The following is a 19678-nucleotide window of genomic DNA, read 5'->3' as shown; positions in this document are numbered from 1 at the left end:
GCGCGTCAGGTTTTCTTGCCTTCGCCGGCGGAGAGGCGGACCAGCAGCATCTTGGCCAGGGCCAGCACGATCGTCGTGATCAGGAACAGGATCAGACCCAGTTCCAGCAGCGCCGATTTCTGGATGCCGCCCGCTTCGTTGAATTCATTGGCCAAGGCGGAGGCGATCGAGTTGCCCGGAGAGAACAGCGAGCCGGACCACTTGAAGGCGTTGCCGATGACGAAGGTCACGGCCATGGTCTCGCCCAGCGCTCGCCCCAGGCCGAGCATGATGCCGCCGATGACGCCCGACTTGGTGAAAGGCAGGACCACGCGCCACATCACTTCCCAGGTCGTGCTGCCCAGGCCGTAGGCCGATTCCTTCAGCATCGTCGGCACGAGTTCGAACACGTCGCGCATGACTGCTGCAATGAAGGGGATGATCATGATCGAGAGGATCAGGCCAGCCGTGAAGATACCGATGCCGAACGGCGGCCCCGCGAAGATGCCGCCAATCACAGGCACGCTGCCCAGGGTGGCGATCAGGAAGGGCTGCACGTACTGCTGAAAAACGGGGACAAAGACGAACAAGCCCCACATGCCGTAGATGATGGACGGAATGGCCGCCAGCATTTCAACCGCGGTGCCCAGTGGACGGCGCAGCCAGGTCGGCGACAGTTCGGTCAGGAAGATGGCGATGCCGAACGACACGGGCACGGCGATGATCAGCGCAATGGCCGAGGTCAGCAGCGTGCCGATGATCGGCACGACGGCGCCGTAGTTCTGGTTGACGGGGTCCCAGTCGTTTAGCCACAGGAACGACAGGCCGTACTTGGCCAGCGATTCGCGGCTGCCGTAGATCAGGGAAACCAGGATCGCCGCCAACAGGATGAACACCAGGAAGGCGAACAGGCGCGTCAGGTTCTTGAATAGCGCATCCATCAGCGCGTTGTTATTTTGCTTCATAGGCGAAGGCGTGCCGGTAGTCACGGAGTCCGCCACGCTGGGCGGAAGCGGCACACTATTATCCATTACCGCGCTCATGGATGGACTTTCCTTAGGAAACCTGGGGGGAGAAACTTCGGGGATCTTGCTGCTGGCCGACCCATTCTTCTGCGGGCAGAAGGCCGGGGCCGGCCGCTGGACGGATTGCGCGCGCTGGAGGCCTGGAGACTGCCTGGCCCGCAGCGCGCGATACCATCCTTACTTCCAGACTGCCTTGCCGTCGGCGGCCTTGACCTCGCCCCAGGCGGCGCGGATTTCCTTGGTCACGGCTTCCGGCAGCGGCACGTAGTCCATCGCTTCGGCGGACTTGGCGCCGTTCTTGAACGCCCAGTCGAAGAACTCCAGCACGGCCTTGCCCTGCGCCGGCTTGTCTTGCGACTTGTGCAGCAGGATGAAGGTGGCGGCGGTGACGGGCCACGAATCGGCGCCCGGTTCGTCGGTCAGGACCACGCCCATGCCCGGCGCGCTCTTCCAGTCGGCGTTGGCGGCCGCGGCGGCGAATGCCTTCTGCTCGGGCTGGACGAACTTGCCGTCCTTGTTCTGCAGTTGCGTCCAGGCCAGCTTGTTCTGCTTGGCGTAGGCGTATTCGACGTAGCCGATCGAGTTCTTCAACTGGCCCACGTAGGCGGCGACGCCTTCGTTGCCCTTGCCGCCCTGGCCGGTGGGCCACTTGACGGCCTTGCCTTCGCCGACTTGCGCCTTCCAGTCAGGCGACACCTTGGACAGGTAGTTCGTCCAGCCGAAGGTGGTGCCCGAGCCGTCCGAACGGTGCACGACGATGATGTCGGCCGACGGCAGCTTCACATCGGGATTCAGCGCCTTGATGGCGGCGTCGTCCCACTTCTTGACCTTGCCGAGGAAGATGTCGGCCAGGACCTTGCCCGACAGCTTCAGCTTGCCCGGCTCCACGCCGTCGATGTTGACCACGGCAACGGTGCCGCCGATCACGGCCGGGAACTGCAGCAGGCCGTTCTTTTCCAGGTCGGCCGCCTTCATGGGATCGTCCGACGCGCCGAAGTCGACGGTCTTGGCGATGATCTGCTGCTGGCCGCCGCCCGAACCGATCGACTGGTAGTTCACGGCGTTGTTGGTGGCAGCCTTGTAGTCCGACGCCCACTTGGCGTAGATCGGGTACGGGAACGATGCGCCGGCGCCAGTCACGTCGGCGGCCTGGACGGCGAAGACGGCGGCGCTCAGCGCGACGCCCAGGGAAACTTGTTTGAAGACACGTTTGAACATCTGGGTTCCTTCTGTGCTCGTTGGAGGAGTCTTGGCAGGCTTTGGTACTGCCTGTCTTTCAGCGACCCTCGCATCTTAGAAGTCCAAGATGACAGGATAGTGACAGTCATGATCCCCCCCCGTAGGCGCTGCGCGCCTTCCCCCCCAGGGGGGCGCCGGTGGCGGACCGGCGGAGCCGGATCCGCGCGGCCTGGCTTGGGAGCGCCTTGCCTCGGATGACGACCAGGAGAAAGGGCAAAAGTGACCGGGTGGAACTCGAAGCCCCGCCCCGGGGAGTGCGGCACCGGGAAGCGGACCGGTGGGGGCGGATCCGCTGGTGTGGGCCGGGGCTGCGTCGAAACGCCGCCCTACGGGCGGCGGGTGTTACACGCCAAGCTTTTGCATCAGGTACTGATGCACGTTGAAGGGTTCGCGGCGGCTCTTCACGCGGGCATAGTCGCCGTCGGGCTGCTGCTGCCAGGCCAGCTGGTTGTCGCGCAGGGCGTAGGTGAAGGCCTCGTCGATCACGCGTTTTTTCAGCGTCTTGTCGTAGATGGGGAACGCGATCTCCACGCGGCGGAAGAAATTGCGGTCCATCCAGTCGGCCGACGACAGGTAGACGGTTTCTTCGCCTTCGGCATAGAAGTAGAACACCCGCGAATGCTCCAGGAACCGGCCCACGATGGAGCGGACCCGGATATTCTCGGACAGGCCCGGCACGCCGGCGCGCAGCGCGCACACGCCGCGCACGATCAGATCGATCTTCACGCCGGCCTGCCCCGCCTTGTAGAGCTCTTCGATGATCTGCTCTTCCAGCAGGGAATTCATCTTGGCCATGATGCGGGACCGCTTGCCCGCCTTGGCCGCGCGGGCCTCGGCGCGGATCAGCGCCACCATGCCGTCGTGCATGGTGAACGGCGACTGCATCAGCGCCTTGAGCGAACGGCGCGCGCCCAGCCCGGTCAATTGCGCGAAGACCTTGTCCATGTCCTCGCACAGCTTCGGATCGGCGGTCAAGAGGCCAAAATCGGTGTACAGGCGCGCCGTGCGCGGGTGGTAGTTGCCGGTGCCCAGGTGGGCGTAACGGCGCAGGCGCCCTTTTTCGCGGCGCAGCACCACGGCCATCTTGGCATGCGTCTTGTGCGCCACCACGCCATACACGACGTGGGCGCCCACCTCTTCCAGCTTGGAGGCCCAGTTGATGTTGGTCTGCTCGTCGAAACGAGCCATCAGCTCCACCACCACCGTCACTTCCTTGCCGGCGCGCGCCGCGGCCAGCAGGATCTTCATCAGCTCGGAATCCTCGCCGGTGCGGTAGATGGTCTGCTTGATGGCCATCACGTCCGGATCGAGCGCGGCGGCGGTCAGGAAATCGATGACAGGCTGGAACGACTGGTAGGGATGATGCAGCAGCCTGTCCTGCTCGGCCACGGCCTCGAACAGCTCGGCGGGCTTGTCGCCCACTCGGTCGAACGGCGCCGGCACCGGCGCGCGGTAATCGGGGAACAGCAGGTCCGGCCGAGAATCCGAGTTGCACAGCTGCATCAGGCGCGACAGGTTCACGGGGCCCGGCACGCGGTAGGTATCCTCGGGCTTGAGCGAGAATTCACGCTGCAGGAAGGTTTCCAGTTCGACCGGCGTCAGCTTGTCGATCTCCAGACGGACGGCCGCGCCGAAATTGCGCTGCGACAGTTCACCCTGCAAGGCGTGGCGCAGGTTGGTGACTTCCTCCTCGTCCACGAACAGGTCGCTGTTGCGCGTCACCCGCCATTGATAGCAGCCCAGCATTTCCAGGCCGGGGAACAGTTCGCCCACGAAGGCGCGCAGCAGCGACGTCAGCAGGATGTAGCCTTCCGGGTAGCCGGACAGCTCCTGCGGCATCTTGATCAGGCGCGGCAGGGCCCGCGGCGCCTGCACCACGGCGATGGACGCCTGGCGGCCGAACGCATCCGCCCCCGACAGCGACACGATGAAATTCAGGCTTTTGTTGTACACGCGCGGAAACGGGTGCGCCGGATCCAGCCCGATGGGGGTCAACAGCGGCATCACATCGCGGTTGAACACATTGCGCGCCCATTCCTGCTGTTGCGGATTCCATTCGGACGCGTGATGCAGGGTGATGCCCTCCGCGTGCATGGCGGGCAGGATCTCGTCGTTGAGCAGGTTGTACTGGCGGCCGACCAGCTCATGCACCGCCTGCTGGACGTTCTCGAACGCCTGGTCCGGCGTCATGCCGTCCGGCCCCACCAGGTTCGGCGACTGCCGCTGCTGCTCCTTCAGGCTGGAAATCCGGATCTCGAAGAATTCATCCAGGTTGGAACTGACGATACACACATAGCGCAACCGCTCGAGCAGGGGCGTCTTCGGATCCTCCGCCATCGCCAGCACGCGTTCGTTGAATTTCAGCAGCGACAACTCGCGGTTCATGAGCAAGGGCTCGGCGGGAGGGCGTGAGGGCATACCGGATTCCATACGTAGGGGGAGCGTGGAGTTTTACTGCAAAAAGGTGACGGTTCCATGACACGACGCCAAGAACGTAGCGTACGCCAAAACCGGGACGTATAGCCGAGGATATATTCTCCCAAGCCCCTGTTCCGTAAGAAAAAAACCGCAGTCCAGAGCGCTGTCATATGGGGTCTCTATAATCAGGCCACCTCACAGCCAATATTTCACGAGCCGCATGGATCAACTTCTGGCCGCGGTGGACCTCGGGTCCAACAGCTTCCGCCTCTCCATCGGACGCATCGTTCAACAGGACGGTACGCCCCAGATCTATCAGATCGATCGTCTCAAGGAAACCGTCCGGCTCGCGGCCGGCCTGGACGCCGAGAAAAAGCTCGGCGACGACGCGATCGACCGCGCCATCGCCGTGCTCGAGCGCTTCGGCGACCGCCTGCGCAGCTTTCATCCCAACCGCGTCCGCGCCGTCGCGACCAACACCTTCCGCGTGGCGCGCAACACCCGGGACTTCCTGCCGCGGGCCGAAGCCGCCCTGGGCTTCCCCATCGAAGTCATCGCCGGCCGCGAAGAGGCCCGCCTGATCTTCTCTGGGGTGGTCCATACCCTGCCCCCGTCGCCCAATAAGCGGCTGGTCATCGACATCGGCGGCGGGTCCACGGAAGTCATCATCGGCAAAGGACACGAACCCTCGCTGATGTCCTCGCTCTATATGGGTTGCGTCAGCTATAGCCGGCAGTTCTTCTCGGACGGCATCGTGGACGCGCACCAGATGAAGCAGGCGGAGCTGGCCGCCCGGCGCGAAATCGAAGTCATCGCCAAGCAGTACCGCAAGATGGGCTGGAAAGAAGCCTACGGTTCCTCGGGCACCGCCAAGGCGCTGTTCGCCATCCTGACCGAAAGCCGCTTCTCCGACCGCGGCATCACGCGCGCCGGCCTGACCAAACTGAAAGACCGCATCGTGCGCTCGGGCCGGGTCATCCCCTCCGAACTGCCGGGCATCAAGATCGAACGCGCGGACGTGCTGCCGGGCGGCCTGGCCATCATGAGCGCCCTCTTCGACGAACTGGGCATCGAGGTCATGCACACCGGCGACGGCGCCCTGCGCCTGGGCGTGCTGTACGACCTGCTCGGCCGCGACGACGAACACGACAAGCGCGACGAATCGGTGCGCCAGTTCATGAAGCGCTACCACGTCGACGTCAACCAGGCCCGCCGCGTGCGCCACGCGGCCCTGACCCTGTTCGACACGATGTTCCCCGACGGCCCGGAACGCGCCGAGCTGCGGCCGGCGCTGGGTTGGGCGGCCGACCTGCACGAAGTGGGCCTGTCGATCGCGCACAACGCCTATCACAAGCACACGGCCTACGTGCTGGAAAACGCCGACATGCCGGGCTTCTCGCGCGCGGACCAGCAGCTGCTTGCGCTGCTGGCGCTCGGCCACCAGGGCAAATTGGCCAAGCTGGAGCCGCTGGTGCGTTCCCGCCCCCAATGGAAAGCCATCCTCAGCCTGCGCCTGGCGGTACTGCTGTTCCGCCGCCGCAACGAGATCGAGCCGCTGCCGCTGACGGCATCGGTGCGCGACAACTCCATCGTCGTGCGCGTCAACCGCGATTGGCTGGCCCAGCACCCCTTGAGCGACTTCACGCTGCGCGCCGAAGAAGCCGAATGGAACAAGGTGGGGTTTTCGTTCGAACTACTGGAGTTCTAGGGCCGGCAGGCCCAGAACATGGGCGGACGGCGGGCGCCGCCCGCCGTTACGGCCGCATGCCCTTGCGGCCCGGCGCTAGAACGGTGAAAGATCCGTTTCTCGGTCGAGCCGCTTGAGTTCCATGCGCAGGGGCCGCGTCGCCCGCCGTATCAGTCTGATCTTCATGCGGCGGAGCAGGCGGCGCATGGCAGTCAGCGCTGGGCGTTGGGGGCCGCGGGCTGATCCAGCCCGAAATGGCGGCGGTAGCGTTCGTCCATGCGCCCCATCTTGAGCAGCACGGGGAAATCCGCGGCGTTGAAATCGGGATCCCATGCGGGTTCGCCACAGACGCTGGCGCCCAGCTTCAGGTAGCCCTTGATCAGCGGCGGCACACGCGCCGGCAAGGTGCTGTTGAGCTTTTCCACGGGATAGCGGTGCAGCGGTGTGACGCGGGGTTCGTCGCCTTGGGGCAGGTGCTTGGAGATGGTGCGCCACACTTCGGCAGCCGTGACGCCGTCGTCGCGCAGGCTCACGCTGGCGCAGCCCAGCACATATTCGTAGCCGCCGCGGCGCAGGTATTCCGCCAAGCCGGACCAGAGCAGCATAATGACCCCGCCGCCGCGGTAGTCGGCGTGCGTGCAGGAACGGCCGACTTCAACGAGCTCGTCCCGGATCGAGCCCAGGCCGGAGAGATCGAACTCGGACTCCGAATAGTATCCGCCCGCCTCCCGCGCCTTTTCCGGCGTCAGGATGCGGTATGTGCCCACGACACGGCCGGTATCCAGCTCGCGGACCATCAGGTGTTCGCAGAACGGGTCGAAGCGGTCGTTCTCTACGCCGTCCTGGGCATCCGGGAATACGGCTCCCATGTCCTCGGTGAAGACCTCGTAGCGCAGGCGTTGAATCTGCTCGATTTCTTCAGCGGTGCGCGCCAAGCCCACCACCAGCACCTTGGCGGCGGCGCCGGTCCAAGGTTCTGCAGCATTACGGCTCGGATTGATGCGTGCTAATTCCAGCATTGCGCGAAGCTCCTAGAGAGTCCAGTCAGTGTGGACGCCCTGTATGTCAAAGACTTGACCAATATGTTACGTGACTATGAAGTTTAGTTCGGAGCAGATCTGTCCATTTTCCGCAGATGTCGACAAATCTTTACAAACCTATGCCAATTGCTTACAGATAAAAGGCCACCCGTCACATACTGGGTGGCCTTTGCTTTGCCGCAAATCAAGGTAGCGGTCCGTCTACCCCAAACTGGCGGCAAGTTTTTCCGCGCAAGACACCGCCAGCGCTTCGTCTTCGGCTTCCACCATCAGCCGCAGTTTCGGTTCCGTGCCCGACGCCCGGATGAGGATGCGGCCGCGGCCGTCCAGTTCCGCTTCGACGGCTTTGCGCGCGGCGCTCAGGCCGGCATGGGTCTTCCAGTCCTGGCCCGGCGCCAGCGGCACGTTGATCATCTTCTGCGGGTACATGCGCAGGTCGCTCACCCACTCCGACAGCCCGACCGAATTGCGGCGCAGCGCGGTCAGCACCTGCAGCGCGGCAACGATGCCATCGCCGGTCGAATGGCAATCCAGGCACAACAGGTGGCCCGAGCTCTCGCCGCCATACAGCCAGCCGCGCGCCTGCATCTGCTCCAGCACATAGCGGTCGCCCACATTGGCGCGCTCGAAACCCACGCCCAGGCGCTTCATCTCGCGTTCGAAGCCGAAATTGGTCATCAGCGTGCCCACGACGCCGTCCACCTTGCCGCGCTGCATGCGTTCGCGGACGATGGCGTACATGAGTTCGTCGCCGTTATAGATGCGGCCGTCGCCGTCCACCATCTGGAGGCGGTCGGCATCGCCGTCGAGCGCGATACCCAACTGGGCGCCGCGCGCGCTCACTTCCTTGGCCAACAGCTCGGGATGCAGCGCGCCCACGCCCTTGTTGATGTTGAAGCCGTCGGGATGCACGCCGATGGCATGCACCTCGGCACCCAGTTCGCGGAAGACATGAGGAGCGATGTTGTACGCGGCGCCGTGGGCGGCGTCCACTACGATCGTCATCCCGTTCAGATCCAGATCGTTGGGGAAGGTGCTCTTGCAGAACTCGATGTAACGGCCCTGCGAGTCGGCCATGCGGCGGGCGCGGCCCAGGGCTTCCGAGCCGACGCAGCCCAGCGGCTCGTCCAGCGCGGCCTCGATCGCCGCCTCGATATCGTCGGGCAGCTTCATGCCCTGTGCCGAGAAGAACTTGATGCCGTTGTCATGGTACGGGTTATGCGAAGCGCTGATGACGATACCGGCCACGAGGCGCAGGGCCCGCGTCAGATAGGCCACCGCCGGCGTCGGGATCGGGCCGGCCAACAGCACATCGATGCCCGCGGCCGACAGGCCGGCTTCCAGGGCGGATTCCAGCATATAGCCGGAGATCCGCGTGTCCTTGCCGATCACGACCTGCGGGCGGCTTGCGCCGCGCACGGCGTGCTCGCGCGCCAGCACGCGGCCAGCCGCATAGCCCAGCCTCAGGGCGAACTCGGCGTTGATCACCGGACCGCCAACCTCACCGCGCACGCCATCAGTGCCGAAATACTTGCGTCGAATCATGAAGTGATTGCTCCTTGTTCTGCCGCGTGCCATACCTTCAGCGCGTCGACGGTGGCCGCCACATCATGCACACGCACGATGGAAGCGCCACGCGCCACGCAGGCAAGCGCCGCGGCGATGCTGCCGGGCAGCCTGTCGTTCACCGGCCGGCCAGTGGCCTGGCCGATCATGTTTTTGCGCGACAGGCCGATCAGCAATGGATAACCGATGCTGCGCAGGCCGGAGAGCCGGCGCAGCAGTTGGAAGTTCTGGTCGGCGGTCTTGCCGAAGCCGAAGCCCGGATCCAGCACGATGCGGCGGGGATCGACCCAGGCCGCGCGCAGCTTGTGCGCGCGGGCTCCCAGGAAAATTCCGATTTCACCGATCAGATCGGTGTACTCGGGCGGGGTAGCCTGCATGGTGCGGGGCTCACCCTTCATGTGCATGACACACAGCCCGCAGCGCGATTGCGCCACTGCCTCGACGGCGCCGGGCTGGCGAAAGCCATAGATGTCGTTGATCATGTCCGCGCCCGCGTCCAGCACGGCCCGCATGACTTCCGGCTTGAACGTGTCGATGGACAGGGGCACGCCGCAATCGCGCAGCGCCTCGATCACCGGCAGCAGCCGGGCCAGTTCGTCCGCCACCGAGACCGGGTCGGCGCCGGGCCGCGTGGACTCGCCCCCCAGGTCCAGGATCTGGGCGCCCTCTTCGACCAACTGGCGCGCGTGCGCCACCGCGGAATCCGTATCGCCATGCTGGCCGCCATCGGAAAAGGAATCCGGCGTGACGTTGACGATACCCATGACAAGCGGGCGCTCGAGATCAAACTCGAAGCGCCCGCAAAGAAAGTTATTTGCCATAACTCAGGACGAGAGCCCTCAGACTGCGGCAGCCGTATTGCCGCCCGCAGCCAGGCCGGTCGGGGGCGTGTCGGACGTGTCCGACGGCCCCGAGGGCGTCTTCGGGGGACGCGGCGGGCGGCCCTCGACGATGTCGTTGATCTGGTCGGCGTCGATGGTTTCCCATTCCAGCAGCGCAGTGGTCATCGCTTCGACCTTGTCGCGGTTGTCTTCCAGGATCTTGCGCGCGACGCCGTACTGCTCGTCGATGATGCGGCGGATCTCGGTGTCCACCTTCTGCATGGTGGCTTCGGACATGTGCGTGGTCTTGGTAACGCTGCGGCCCAGGAACACTTCGCCTTCGTTCTCGGCGTAGACCATGGGGCCCAGTTCGTCGGTCATGCCGTAGCGTGTGACGATGTCGCGGGCGATGGCAGTGGCGCGTTCGAAGTCGTTCGAGGCGCCCGTGGTCATCTGGTCCATGAACAGCTCTTCGGCGATACGGCCACCGAACAGCACGGCGATGGTGGACAGCAGGCGGCCCTTGTCCATGCTGTAGCGGTCGGTCTCGGGCAGCTGCATCGTCACGCCCAGCGCACGGCCGCGCGGGATGATGGTGACCTTGTGGACCGGGTCGGTCTTGGGCAGCAGGCGCGCGACGATGGCGTGGCCGGACTCGTGGTACGCCGTGTTCTTGCGCTCCTCTTCAGGCATGACGATGGAGCGGCGCTCGGCGCCCATGATGATCTTGTCCTTGGCCTTTTCGAAGTCGGACATATCCACCGTGCGGCCGTTGCGGCGGGCGGCGAACAGCGCGGCTTCGTTGACCAGGTTGGCAAGGTCGGCGCCCGAGAAGCCCGGGGTGCCACGCGCGAGGACGGTGGCGTCGACGTTGGGCGACAGCGGGACCTTGCGCATATGGACCTTCAGGATCTGCTCGCGGCCGCGGATGTCGGGCAGCGGCACCACGACCTGGCGGTCGAAGCGGCCCGGACGCAGCAGCGCCGGGTCCAGCACGTCCGGACGGTTGGTCGCGGCGATCACGATCACGCCCTGGCCGGATTCGAAGCCGTCCATTTCCACCAGCATCTGGTTCAGCGTCTGTTCGCGTTCGTCGTTGCCGCCGCCCAGGCCGGCGCCACGCTGGCGGCCCACCGCATCGATTTCGTCGATGAAGATGATGCAGGGTGCGTGCTTTTTGGCGTTCTCGAACATGTCGCGCACGCGGGCCGCGCCCACGCCGACGAACATTTCAACGAAGTCCGAACCGGAAATGCTGAAGAACGGGACCTTGGCTTCGCCCGCGATGGCCTTGGCCAGCAGCGTCTTGCCGGTACCCGGGGAGCCGACCATCAGCACGCCGCGCGGGATGCGCCCGCCCAGCTTCTGGAACTTGCTGGGGTCGCGCAGGAAGTCGACCAGTTCCTGGACGTCTTCCTTGGCCTCGTCGCAGCCGGCAACGTCGGCGAAGGTAATCTGGTTGGTGTTCTCGTCGAGCATGCGGGCGCGCGATTTGCCGAAGCTGAACGCACCGCCCTTGCCGCCGCCCTGCATCTGCCGCATGAAAAACACCCAGACGCCGATCAGCAGCAGCATGGGGAACCACGACACAAAGATGCTCATCAGCAGCGATTGCTCTTCGCGCGGCTTGCCCGACACCTGGACGCCATACTTCAGCAGATCGGAAACCATCCAGAGGTCGCCCGGAGAAGTGAGCGTATAGGCACGGCCCGCGTCGGGCGTTACATACAGCACGTCGCCCTGGACGTCGACCTTGCGGATGCGTCCCGCCTTGGCGTCATCCATGAACTGCGTATACGTCACGCCATCCTGCGTCTGGGCGCGTCCGTCGAACTGTTTGAAGACGGTAAATAGCACGAGGGCTATCACCATCCAGACAGCGACTTTCGAAAATGAATTATTCAAGGTCGATCTCCTGCTTTCGATTCCGACCGGCGACCGCGCACCCGCATATGGCACAGTCACAAGTATGTCAATAGCCCATTCTACCCTGTCAGGCAGATTGCGTCCTGGGAACCCTGGGCCCCTCTAAGTTTCGTCTGATTCGTAAGTTTTCTGGTCGTTGTCTCGGCAGGCGATAGGTTTTTCTGGCCCAGGCGAACCCGGGCTATTTCAGATCGCGCGCAACCAGAAAGGTTTCAGAGGACTTGTCCCGAGACGCCTTCGGCTTGCGTTCGACCACCCGCTTGAAGCGCTGCTTGTAGGACTGCACGATCTGCGAAAAGCCGCTGCCGTGGAAGGCCTTGACGATCAGCGCCCCGTTGGGCTTCAAATGGGCGCAGGCAAATTCCATCGCCAGGTCGCACACATGCTGGATACGCGCCGAATCGGCGCTACCCACGCCAGACAAGTTGGGGGCCATGTCTGAAATAACAAGGTCGACCTGACGGGATCCGACCATGTCTTCCAATTGTTTCAAAACGTCATCCTCGCGGAAGTCGCCCTGAATGAATTCGACGCCGGCCACCGGCTCCATGGGCAACAGGTCCAGGGCGATGATACGGCCGTCCACGACGCCGCCCGGCCCCGCCAGCCGCTCGCGCGCCACCTGGGACCAGCTGCCCGGCGCCGAGCCCAGGTCCACGACCAGGTCGCCCCGGCGCATCAGCTTCTCGGTTTCCAGGATCTCGATCAGCTTGAAGGCGGCGCGGGCCCTGTAGCCCTTCTGTTGCGCCAGCTTCACATAGGGATCATTGATGTGCTGGTGAATCCAGTCTTTGGAGAATTTATTCTTGGCCATTACCGTACAATTCCACGCATGCCTATATTAGAACTTACCTCTCGTGAGCGTAGCGACCTTCGGTCCGCCGCTCACCCTCTGCGCCCCGTCGTCCTGATCGGCGACAATGGCCTGACCGACGCCGTGCTCAAGGAAATCGACCTTGCACTGACGTCGCACGGGCTCATCAAGGTGCGCGCCGGCGGCGACGACCGCGAAGCCCGCGAAGCCATGCTGTCGGCCATCTGCGACACGCTCTCGTGCGCCCCGGTCCACCACCTGGGCAAGATCCTGATCCTGTTCCGCCCGCTGGCCGGCAACATCAAGCCCGCCTCGCTGGCCGCCCTGGAGCCTGAACGTCCGGCCAAGCGCCGCGCCTCCGAGCCCCATACGCCCAAGAAGCTGGCCGCCGAAGGCAAGACCCTTGCCAAGCGCCCCCGCCGCAGCGAAACCGAGGAACCCAAGCCCAAGACGCGCTACGTTCCCGCGGATCAGCTGAACAAGAACGGCAAGCCCATGCGCCCCAGCACCAAGAAGGCCTCCAGCAGCGACCACGGCATCCCTCGTCGCGCCGGCAGCGCGCTCAGCCTGCGGGCCGGAGCCCGCAGCGGCACCAGCCGCCGTTCGAAATAATAAGTAGAAGTAGAGCCCCCACGCTGCGCCTTCGGCTTGCTGCCCCCCAAGGGGGCCGCTTTTGCCTTGGGGCGGCCCGGCGGCAAAATGTACCCCCACGCTGCGCCTTCGGCTTGCTGCCCCCCAAGGGGGCGTTTTTGCCTTGGGGCGGCCCGGCGGCAATAGTAAACGTAAACGGAGCGCCGACACAAAAACGGGCGCTTTACGCGCCCGGCCCACCATAGCGTGTCCGCATTAATCCGCGAAATCCATGCGAACGCACGGTTCGGACTATGGTGTTTTGACAGTTTCCAGCAACTTACTGCGGCGTCAGATGTAACGCACGCCCAACACTTCATACTCGCGAACGCCAGCCGGGGCCTTGACCTCGACAACGTCGCCTTCACTCTTGCCGATCAACGCGCGGGCCACCGGGCTCGACACGGAAATCAGGTTCGACTTGATGTCGGCTTCAACGTCGCCGACGATCTGGTAGGTCACGCGATCGCCCGAATCCAGGTCTTCGATTTCGACGGTTGCGCCGAACACGGCACGACCTTCGGCCTCGAGGGCGGAGGGGTCGATCAGGTGGGCATTGGAAAGCGTGCCTTCAAGCTCGGCAATCCGGCCCTCGATAAAGCCTTGGCGCTCGCGAGCTGCATCGTACTCGGCGTTTTCCGACAGATCGCCCTGCGCGCGCGCCTCGGCGATGGCGTTAATCACGGCGGGACGTTCCACGGTTTTCAGCCGCTGGAGCTCTTCTTGCAAGCGCTCGGCCCCGCGCACGGTCAAAGGAATGGCAGACATGTCGTTTCCCAAACAAAAGTAGAAAACGCCCCCGACGGAGCGTTCTCGGTGAAGGTCGCAGAGCTCGCGCGCGCATGCCGCCGGAAATATCAATAACGGCGGTGCGGCGCGGACGACCAAAACAAAACCCCGGCTCGGGTCGGAACCGGGGCAATCAAAGTCATATTGTGGGCAAAGTCCACGGGAATTGCAAGCCGCCGGAGAAACCGTCGTTTTCGACGGATTTCGGCGCTGTAACCCGCTAAAACCAGCCATTTTCTCCAACTGTCCTTGCTTTCGCGCAAGTTGTGCCGGCAATCGCGCGCTCGGGATGCTGGCAGCCGCCGTTTGTTGCACAAAAACTACTCTGGAATAACCTTTTATTCATCCGGTGCCGGATGGCGCATGAAAACCGCTGGAGAAAATCGCGAAAACCAGTATAAAAAACAAAACCGTCAATTAATGACAATTTAATACAAATAATTAATACGAGTATTTTCCCCACCCCGGCAAGCGGTCCGAATACGGGCCGCCAGCGCGGCGCGGGTCATTGGCGATGTAGGCAGTTCTGGCGGGCGCATCGCACAACCATCCGGCGCGACGCCCGCCGCTACGGCACGCGGCGGGCGGGCCAGGCCCCGTCCCGCGCGTGGCGGAGTGCGTTGAGGAAGGAGAAAGGCTCATGCTGGAAAAATTGAAAGTCCGTACGGGAATGCTGCTGGTGCTGGGTTGCTTCGTGATCGCCCTTGCGCTGGCAAGCGGTCTGGGCTGGATGAACGCCGAAAGAAGCGTCACCGAGATCAAGGACCTGAACAACGTCGCAGTCCATCAGGTCGACCCCTTGTATGAAGCGAACGCGGCCTTATTGCGCACGCGGCTGGCGCTCGGCGCCGGCATGGCCGCCTTGCAGGCCGCCGCCACCGACCAGGCCGCGCAGACCGAGCAGGAAGCCGCCCGGGAACTTGCGCTGGCCCGCGAGCGCTTCGCCCGCTATATGGCCGTGCCCAAGACCGAGCGGGGCCAAGCCCTGGCCCAGACCTTGCAGGCCCGCTTCACGGAGTACGGCGCAAGACTTGAAGCGCTGGGCGCGGCCCTGAAGGAACGCTCGCCCGCCAGGTACCAGCAGGATGAGGGCCGGGTGCGCCAGGCGGACGCCAGCTTCATCAAGGACATGCAGGCCTTCCTGGCCCGGGTCGAAGAACGCAGCAACGGCGTGCTGGCCAGCGCCGAGCAGACTTACTCCACCGCGCGGATCTCGGCGATCGCCCTGGTATCGGCCGCCCTGCTGCTGACCGCGCTGTGCTGGGCCTTCATCCGGCGCGGAGTACTGCAACCGCTGCAGGAAGCCGGCAGGCATTTCGACCGCATCGCGGCCGGCGATCTGACCGCGCGCGTGGAAAGCCGCTCGGACAACGAGATCGGCGCCCTCTTCGCCGCGCTCAAGCGCATGCAGGAAGGGCTCACCCGCACGGTGACCTCCGTGCGCCTCGGCGTGGACGAGATCAACGTCGGCGCGGCGGAAATCGCGGCGGGCAACGCCAACCTGTCCGTCCGCACCGAAGAGCAGGCCGCGGCGCTGGAAGAAACCGCTTCGACCATGGAGGAGCTGGCAGTCACGGTCAAGCAGAATGCGGAAAACGCCGCCCAGGCCAATCAACTGGCGGCGGTCAGCATGGACGTGGCGCAGCGCGGCGGCCAGAACGTGGATCAGGTGGTGGCCACCATGCATGGCATCTCGGACAGTTCGCGGCGGATCTCGGACATCGTGTCGGTAATCGACGGCATCGCCTTCCAGACCAATATCTTGGCGCTGAACGCCGCCGTCGAGGCCGCAAGGGCCGGCGAGCAGGGCAAGGGCTTCGCGGTGGTCGCGGGCGAAGTCCGCACCCTGGCCCAGCGCGCCGCCCAGGCGGCCAAGGAAATCAAGGCGCTGATCGAAACCTCGGTGGACACCGTCGCGGCCGGCTCGGCGCAGGTCGCGGCCGCCGGCCAGACCATGCAGGAAATCGTGACGTCGGTGCAGCGCGTGGCCGACATCATGGGCGAGATTTCGGCGGCCTCGGCCCAGCAGGCCGGCGGCATCGACCAGGTCAGCCTGGCGATCACGCAGATGGATGAAGTCACGCAGCAGAACGCGGCGCTGGTCGAAGAGGCCTCCGCCGCCGCGGCGGCGATGGAGGAACAGGCGCGGCGCCTGGCGGAAGCCACCTCCGTGTTCAAGACGCAGTCGGGGCAGGTCATCGAGGCAACACCGGCACCGCTGGGCCGCCTGCCGCAGGCTTCCCGGCTGACCCGCTCCTAGGCGGGCCGCTGCCGCGGGGAAACGGGTTCGCGCTTCCCCGCGGCGCGTGTTTTACGTCCTGCGGCGCAGTAAGGCATACAGAATGATGGCGCCGAAAGTGGCGGTACCGATGCCGCCCAGCGTGAAGGTCCCCAGCTTGACGGTGAAATCGCCCGCCCCGAGCACCAGCGTGACCGCCGCCACGATCAGGTTGCGGTTATCGCTGAAATCCACCTGGTTGACCACCCAGATACGGGCGCCGGCAATGGCGATCAGGCCGAACACCACCACCGACATGCCGCCGAGCACGGGCGCCGGGATCGTCTGGATCAGGGCGCCGAACTTGGGCGAGAAGCCCAGAATGATGGCGATGACGGCGGCCACCACGAACACCAGCGTCGAGTAGATGCGGGTCACGGCCATCACGCCGATGTTCTCGGCATAGGTGGTGACGCCTGTGCCGCCCACCGCGCCGGACACCATGGTGGCGACCCCATCGCCCACGAAGGCGCGGCCGAGGTAGCGGTCCAGGTCCTGGCCCGTCATGGCGCTGACCGCCTTCACGTGGCCCAGGTTCTCGGCCACCAGGATAATCGCGACCGGCACGATCAGGCCCATGGCTTCGGCCTTGAACACGGGCGCGGCGAAATGCGGCAGGCCGAACCAGGCGGCTGCGGACACCGCGGAGAAGTCGATGGGCTTGCCCAGGCCCAGGCCGTTGGCGAAGATGCCGTACAGCACGCAGGCCAGGATCATGCCCACCAGGATCAGCAGGCGCTGCACCATGCCCTTGGTGAACACCGCGATACCGCCCACGCAGAGGATGGTGACCATGGCCATCACGCTATCGAAGCCCGATGCGCCCATGGCGCCCTTGGCGGCGATGGGCGCCAGGTTCAGGCCGATCACGGCAACCACCGCGCCCGTGACGACGGGCGGCATCAGCGTGTCGATCCAGTTCGCGCCCCCGCCGGCCCGCGCATTGACGAACCAGACGATCAGCCCGATCAGCGTATAGGCCAGGCCGCAGGCGATGATGGCGCCCAGCGCCACGCCGATATTGGCGTTTGGACCGGCGCCCGCGTAGCCCGTCACCGCGATCACGCCGCCGATGAAGGCGAAGCTGGAACCCAGGTAGCTCGGAACCCGCCCCCCGACAAACAGGAAGAAGATCAGCGTGCCGATGCCCGACATCAGGATAGCGACGTTGGGATCGAAGCCCATGAGCAGCGGCGCCAGCACGGTGGACCCGAACATGGCGACGACGTGCTGGGCGCCCATGGCCACGTTCTTGGGCCAGGACAGCCGCTCATCGGGCGCGATGATGACGCCGGGCTCGGCGTCGTCCGCCAGGCGCCAGCGCGGAAAATAGGAATTGGACATGGATTCCCCGGGAGAATGATTCGAATGGAGGATTCAGGATGCGAGCGGGCGCCAGTGTAAAGGGGGCCGCGAAGGCCCGGCAATGCTTAAGTTCCTCTGTGGAATGCCGTATTGGTAGAAACCCCGAAATCCATACAGGCAGCAGGAGCAACCATGGCGATCAATTCCATCAACGGCACCTCCCGGGCCATCAGCCTGGCGGACCTGTGGGCCGAGAAAATCCAGGCCAACAAAGAGGCCAGGAACGCGCCGGGCGCGCAGGCGGAAGTGTCCGGCCAGGACGGCAGTATCCGTGTCAGCGCGCCGGGAAGCATGAAAGTCGGCGGCGCGCAGGCGGCCGAGGAAACCGACAACGACGACGAATTCACGCGCCAGATCAAGGAATTGCAGAAGCAGCTGAAGCGGGTCATGGAGCAGATCGCCCGGGTCAAGGCCAGCGGCATGTCGGCCGAGATGAAGGCCCAGCAGTTGCAGGCCCTCAATGCCCAGGCTCTGCAGATCCAGGGGCAGATCGCGCAGGTCATGGCGCAGCAAGCCCGTGCGATGCAGGGCGGCGTGTCCGCCACGGCGTAGCGCGGGGCCGCCCACGCTGATGGGCCGCATCAAAATTTCTGATTGGACGCATTGCGGACCAGACATTACTGTCTCCGGACAAATCTAATACCACGGAGACAAACCATGCACGCAATGCGCACAGCCCTCGCAGGGGCGCTGCTGGCCGTTTGCGCCGCGCCATCCCTGGCCGGCACGGTGACGGTGATCACGTCGTTCCCCAAGGACCTGACCCAGGCCTACAAGGCCGCGTTCGAGAAGGCCAACCCCGGCATCACGCTGGAAATCCTGAACAAGAACACGGTGTCGGGCATCGCCTATGTGCGCGAAACGCCCGCCGGCCAACGCCCCGAGGTGTTCTGGGCCAGCGCGCCCGACGCATTCGAGGTGCTGGGCCGCGACAAGCTGCTGGCCAAGTCGTCCGACGTGGCGAACAAGGACGTGCCGGACAAGATCGGCAACTACCCCATCAACGATCCGGGCGGCATGTACCTCGGGCAGGCGCTGGCCGGCTACGGCATCATCTACAACACGCGCTATATCGCCGCGCACAAGCTCCCCGCGCCGGTCGAATGGAAGGACCTGCTGGCGCCGCAATGGTTCGGCCACGTCGGCATCACGTCGCCGTCGCGCTCGGGCACCATGCACTTGACCGTCGAAACCATCCTGCAGGGCGAAGGCTGGGACGAAGGCTGGCGCACGCTGCTACGCATGTCCGGCAACAGCAGCGCCGTCACGGAGCGCTCGTTCGGCGTGCCGGACGGCGTAAATAACGGCCAGTTCGGCGCCGGCCCGGTCATCGATTTCTTCGGTCTGTCCAGCAAGTACTCCAAGTTCCCGGTCGACTTCGTCTATCCGTCCGAAACCGCCATCGTGCCCGCCAACATCGCCTTGATCGAAGGCGCGAAGAATACCGAGGAAGGCAAGAAGTTCATCGCTTTCACGCTCAGCCAGGCTGGCCAGGAGCTGCTGCTGGAGCCGAAGATCTCGCGCCTGCCGGTGCTGCCCTACTCCGCGCTTGCCGGCAAGATACCGCCCGGCTACCCGGATCCGGCTGAAATCGCCAAGCGCAGCAAGGTGCAATTCAATGCCGACCTCTCGCAGACGCGCTACTACGTGGTGCAGTCGCTGTACGACCAGACCGTCACGTTCCGCCTGAAGGAACTGCAGGCGGCCTCCAAGGCCATCTACGACGCCGAAGCCAAGCTGGGCGACAAGGCCAAGAGCGGCAAGCCGGCGGAACTCCTGGAGCAGGCCCGCAAGCTGACCTGGACGCCGCTGGTCGACGGCAAGAAGGCGGCGGACCCGGCCTTCCTGGCCATCTTCGCCGGCAACAAGAAAGACGCCGCCGTGAACCAGCAGATCACGCAGCTGGAAGGCGAGTGGAACGGGCGCGCCCGCGCCAATTACGAAGAGGCCGTGAAGCTGGCCAGGCAAGCCGCGGCGCTCTAACCGGCAAGCCCTGCGAACGGCAGCGGGCGGGGAATCCGCCCGCTGCCGGCGGCTCCCCCGTGTTCCGTTCCGTAGCGGCGTCCGGATGACGACCGTCTTCCGTATGCGCCGGACCAGA

The 19678-nt window shown here is 64.8% G+C and carries 15 protein-coding genes; 5 read left to right on the top strand and 10 right to left on the bottom strand.

What is annotated here, in order from left to right; translation table 11 throughout:
- Positions 1 to 5 precede the first annotated feature (5 nt).
- From pstC to ppk1, 3 genes are all read right to left on the bottom strand, one after another.
- On the bottom strand, positions 6 to 1022 hold the full coding sequence (gene pstC / locus AGI3411_RS18435) for a phosphate ABC transporter permease subunit PstC (protein WP_129528804.1): 1017 nt from the start codon (positions 1020 to 1022) through the stop codon (positions 6 to 8).
- Between the two features lie 159 nt (positions 1023 to 1181).
- A complete protein-coding gene (gene pstS, locus AGI3411_RS18430) occupies positions 1182 to 2222 on the bottom strand; it encodes a phosphate ABC transporter substrate-binding protein PstS (protein ID WP_129528803.1) in 1041 nt (346 codons plus the stop codon).
- A gap of 363 nt (positions 2223 to 2585) precedes the next feature.
- Positions 2586 to 4661, bottom strand: a complete 2076-nt coding sequence (gene ppk1, locus AGI3411_RS18425; RefSeq protein ID WP_129528802.1) for a polyphosphate kinase 1 — start codon at positions 4659 to 4661, stop codon at positions 2586 to 2588.
- 220 nt (positions 4662 to 4881) lie between these two features.
- On the opposite strand from ppk1, the gene ppx reads away from it, so the two are divergent.
- Entirely contained in the window at positions 4882 to 6369 is a 1488-nt protein-coding gene (ppx, locus tag AGI3411_RS18420) for an exopolyphosphatase (protein WP_129528801.1), read from the top strand.
- 191 nt (positions 6370 to 6560) lie between these two features.
- On the opposite strand, the gene AGI3411_RS18415 is transcribed toward ppx, so the two are convergent.
- The 5 genes from AGI3411_RS18415 to AGI3411_RS18395 all read right to left on the bottom strand — a co-directional run bounded on the left by AGI3411_RS18415 (position 6561) and on the right by AGI3411_RS18395 (position 12515).
- Positions 6561 to 7367, bottom strand: a complete 807-nt coding sequence (locus AGI3411_RS18415; RefSeq protein WP_129528800.1) for a GNAT family N-acetyltransferase — start codon at positions 7365 to 7367, stop codon at positions 6561 to 6563.
- Positions 7368 to 7589: 222 nt separating this feature from the next.
- Positions 7590 to 8933, bottom strand: coding sequence for a phosphoglucosamine mutase (gene glmM / locus AGI3411_RS18410; RefSeq protein ID WP_129528799.1), 1344 nt, complete (start codon positions 8931 to 8933; stop codon positions 7590 to 7592).
- On the bottom strand, positions 8930 to 9775 hold the full coding sequence (gene folP / locus AGI3411_RS18405; RefSeq protein ID WP_129528798.1) for a dihydropteroate synthase: 846 nt from the start codon (positions 9773 to 9775) through the stop codon (positions 8930 to 8932). The genes glmM and folP overlap by 4 nt, the downstream gene beginning before the upstream one ends.
- Before the next feature lie 18 nt (positions 9776 to 9793).
- Positions 9794 to 11680 (bottom strand): ATP-dependent zinc metalloprotease FtsH, encoded by a 1887-nt coding sequence (gene ftsH / locus AGI3411_RS18400; protein WP_129528797.1) that lies wholly within the window; start codon positions 11678 to 11680, stop codon positions 9794 to 9796.
- Positions 11681 to 11882: 202 nt separating this feature from the next.
- Positions 11883 to 12515, bottom strand: a complete 633-nt coding sequence (locus tag AGI3411_RS18395; RefSeq protein WP_129528796.1) for an RlmE family RNA methyltransferase — start codon at positions 12513 to 12515, stop codon at positions 11883 to 11885.
- An 18-nt stretch (positions 12516 to 12533) separates the two neighbouring features.
- Between AGI3411_RS18395 and AGI3411_RS18390 the strand changes: the two genes are divergently transcribed.
- Entirely contained in the window at positions 12534 to 13127 is a 594-nt protein-coding gene (locus tag AGI3411_RS18390) for a YhbY family RNA-binding protein (protein ID WP_129528795.1), read from the top strand.
- A gap of 309 nt (positions 13128 to 13436) precedes the next feature.
- Here AGI3411_RS18390 and greA read toward each other — a convergent pair whose 3' ends face one another.
- On the bottom strand, positions 13437 to 13913 hold the full coding sequence (gene greA, locus AGI3411_RS18385; RefSeq protein ID WP_129241724.1) for a transcription elongation factor GreA: 477 nt from the start codon (positions 13911 to 13913) through the stop codon (positions 13437 to 13439).
- Positions 13914 to 14574: 661 nt separating this feature from the next.
- On the opposite strand from greA, the gene AGI3411_RS18380 reads away from it, so the two are divergent.
- A complete protein-coding gene (locus tag AGI3411_RS18380) occupies positions 14575 to 16194 on the top strand; it encodes a methyl-accepting chemotaxis protein (protein ID WP_129528794.1) in 1620 nt (539 codons plus the stop codon).
- 51 nt (positions 16195 to 16245) lie between these two features.
- Here AGI3411_RS18380 and AGI3411_RS18375 read toward each other — a convergent pair whose 3' ends face one another.
- Positions 16246 to 17556 carry a solute carrier family 23 protein gene (locus AGI3411_RS18375; protein WP_129528793.1) on the bottom strand — a complete coding sequence of 437 codons (1311 nt, stop codon included), beginning with the start codon at positions 17554 to 17556 and terminating at the stop codon, positions 16246 to 16248.
- Between the two features lie 153 nt (positions 17557 to 17709).
- On the opposite strand from AGI3411_RS18375, the gene AGI3411_RS18370 reads away from it, so the two are divergent.
- Entirely contained in the window at positions 17710 to 18129 is a 420-nt protein-coding gene (locus AGI3411_RS18370) for a FlxA-like family protein (protein WP_129528792.1), read from the top strand.
- A 105-nt stretch (positions 18130 to 18234) separates the two neighbouring features.
- Entirely contained in the window at positions 18235 to 19560 is a 1326-nt protein-coding gene (locus tag AGI3411_RS18365; protein ID WP_129528791.1) for an ABC transporter substrate-binding protein, read from the top strand.
- The last annotated feature ends 118 nt before the right edge of the window (positions 19561 to 19678 follow it).

This window comes from Achromobacter agilis, assembly GCF_900496965.1.
Taxonomy (GTDB): Bacteria; Pseudomonadota; Gammaproteobacteria; order Burkholderiales; family Burkholderiaceae_B; genus Achromobacter; species Achromobacter agilis.
Note: the sequence above shows the minus strand (reverse complement) of the source record. Positions and strands in the feature narration are given on the sequence as shown.

What these genes read in the sequence shown, in the direction of transcription:
- AGI3411_RS18370 (WP_129528792.1), top strand. Translation starts at nt 17,710, where the DNA reads ATGGCGATCAATTCCATCAACGGCACCTCCCGGGCCATCAGCCTGGCG.
- AGI3411_RS18365 (WP_129528791.1), top strand. Translation starts at nt 18,235, where the DNA reads ATGCACGCAATGCGCACAGCCCTCGCAGGGGCGCTGCTGGCCGTTTGC.
- AGI3411_RS18395 (WP_129528796.1), bottom strand. Translation starts at nt 12,515, where the DNA reads ATGGCCAAGAATAAATTCTCCAAAGACTGGATTCACCAGCACATCAAT.
- ppk1 (WP_129528802.1), bottom strand. Translation starts at nt 4,661, where the DNA reads ATGCCCTCACGCCCTCCCGCCGAGCCCTTGCTCATGAACCGCGAGTTG.
- glmM (WP_129528799.1), bottom strand. Translation starts at nt 8,933, where the DNA reads ATGATTCGACGCAAGTATTTCGGCACTGATGGCGTGCGCGGTGAGGTT.
- AGI3411_RS18390 (WP_129528795.1), top strand. Translation starts at nt 12,534, where the DNA reads ATGCCTATATTAGAACTTACCTCTCGTGAGCGTAGCGACCTTCGGTCC.
- AGI3411_RS18415 (WP_129528800.1), bottom strand. Translation starts at nt 7,367, where the DNA reads ATGCTGGAATTAGCACGCATCAATCCGAGCCGTAATGCTGCAGAACCT.
- ppx (WP_129528801.1), top strand. Translation starts at nt 4,882, where the DNA reads ATGGATCAACTTCTGGCCGCGGTGGACCTCGGGTCCAACAGCTTCCGC.
- folP (WP_129528798.1), bottom strand. Translation starts at nt 9,775, where the DNA reads ATGGCAAATAACTTTCTTTGCGGGCGCTTCGAGTTTGATCTCGAGCGC.
- AGI3411_RS18380 (WP_129528794.1), top strand. Translation starts at nt 14,575, where the DNA reads ATGCTGGAAAAATTGAAAGTCCGTACGGGAATGCTGCTGGTGCTGGGT.
- greA (WP_129241724.1), bottom strand. Translation starts at nt 13,913, where the DNA reads ATGTCTGCCATTCCTTTGACCGTGCGCGGGGCCGAGCGCTTGCAAGAA.
- pstC (WP_129528804.1), bottom strand. Translation starts at nt 1,022, where the DNA reads ATGAGCGCGGTAATGGATAATAGTGTGCCGCTTCCGCCCAGCGTGGCG.
- pstS (WP_129528803.1), bottom strand. Translation starts at nt 2,222, where the DNA reads ATGTTCAAACGTGTCTTCAAACAAGTTTCCCTGGGCGTCGCGCTGAGC.
- AGI3411_RS18375 (WP_129528793.1), bottom strand. Translation starts at nt 17,556, where the DNA reads ATGTCCAATTCCTATTTTCCGCGCTGGCGCCTGGCGGACGACGCCGAG.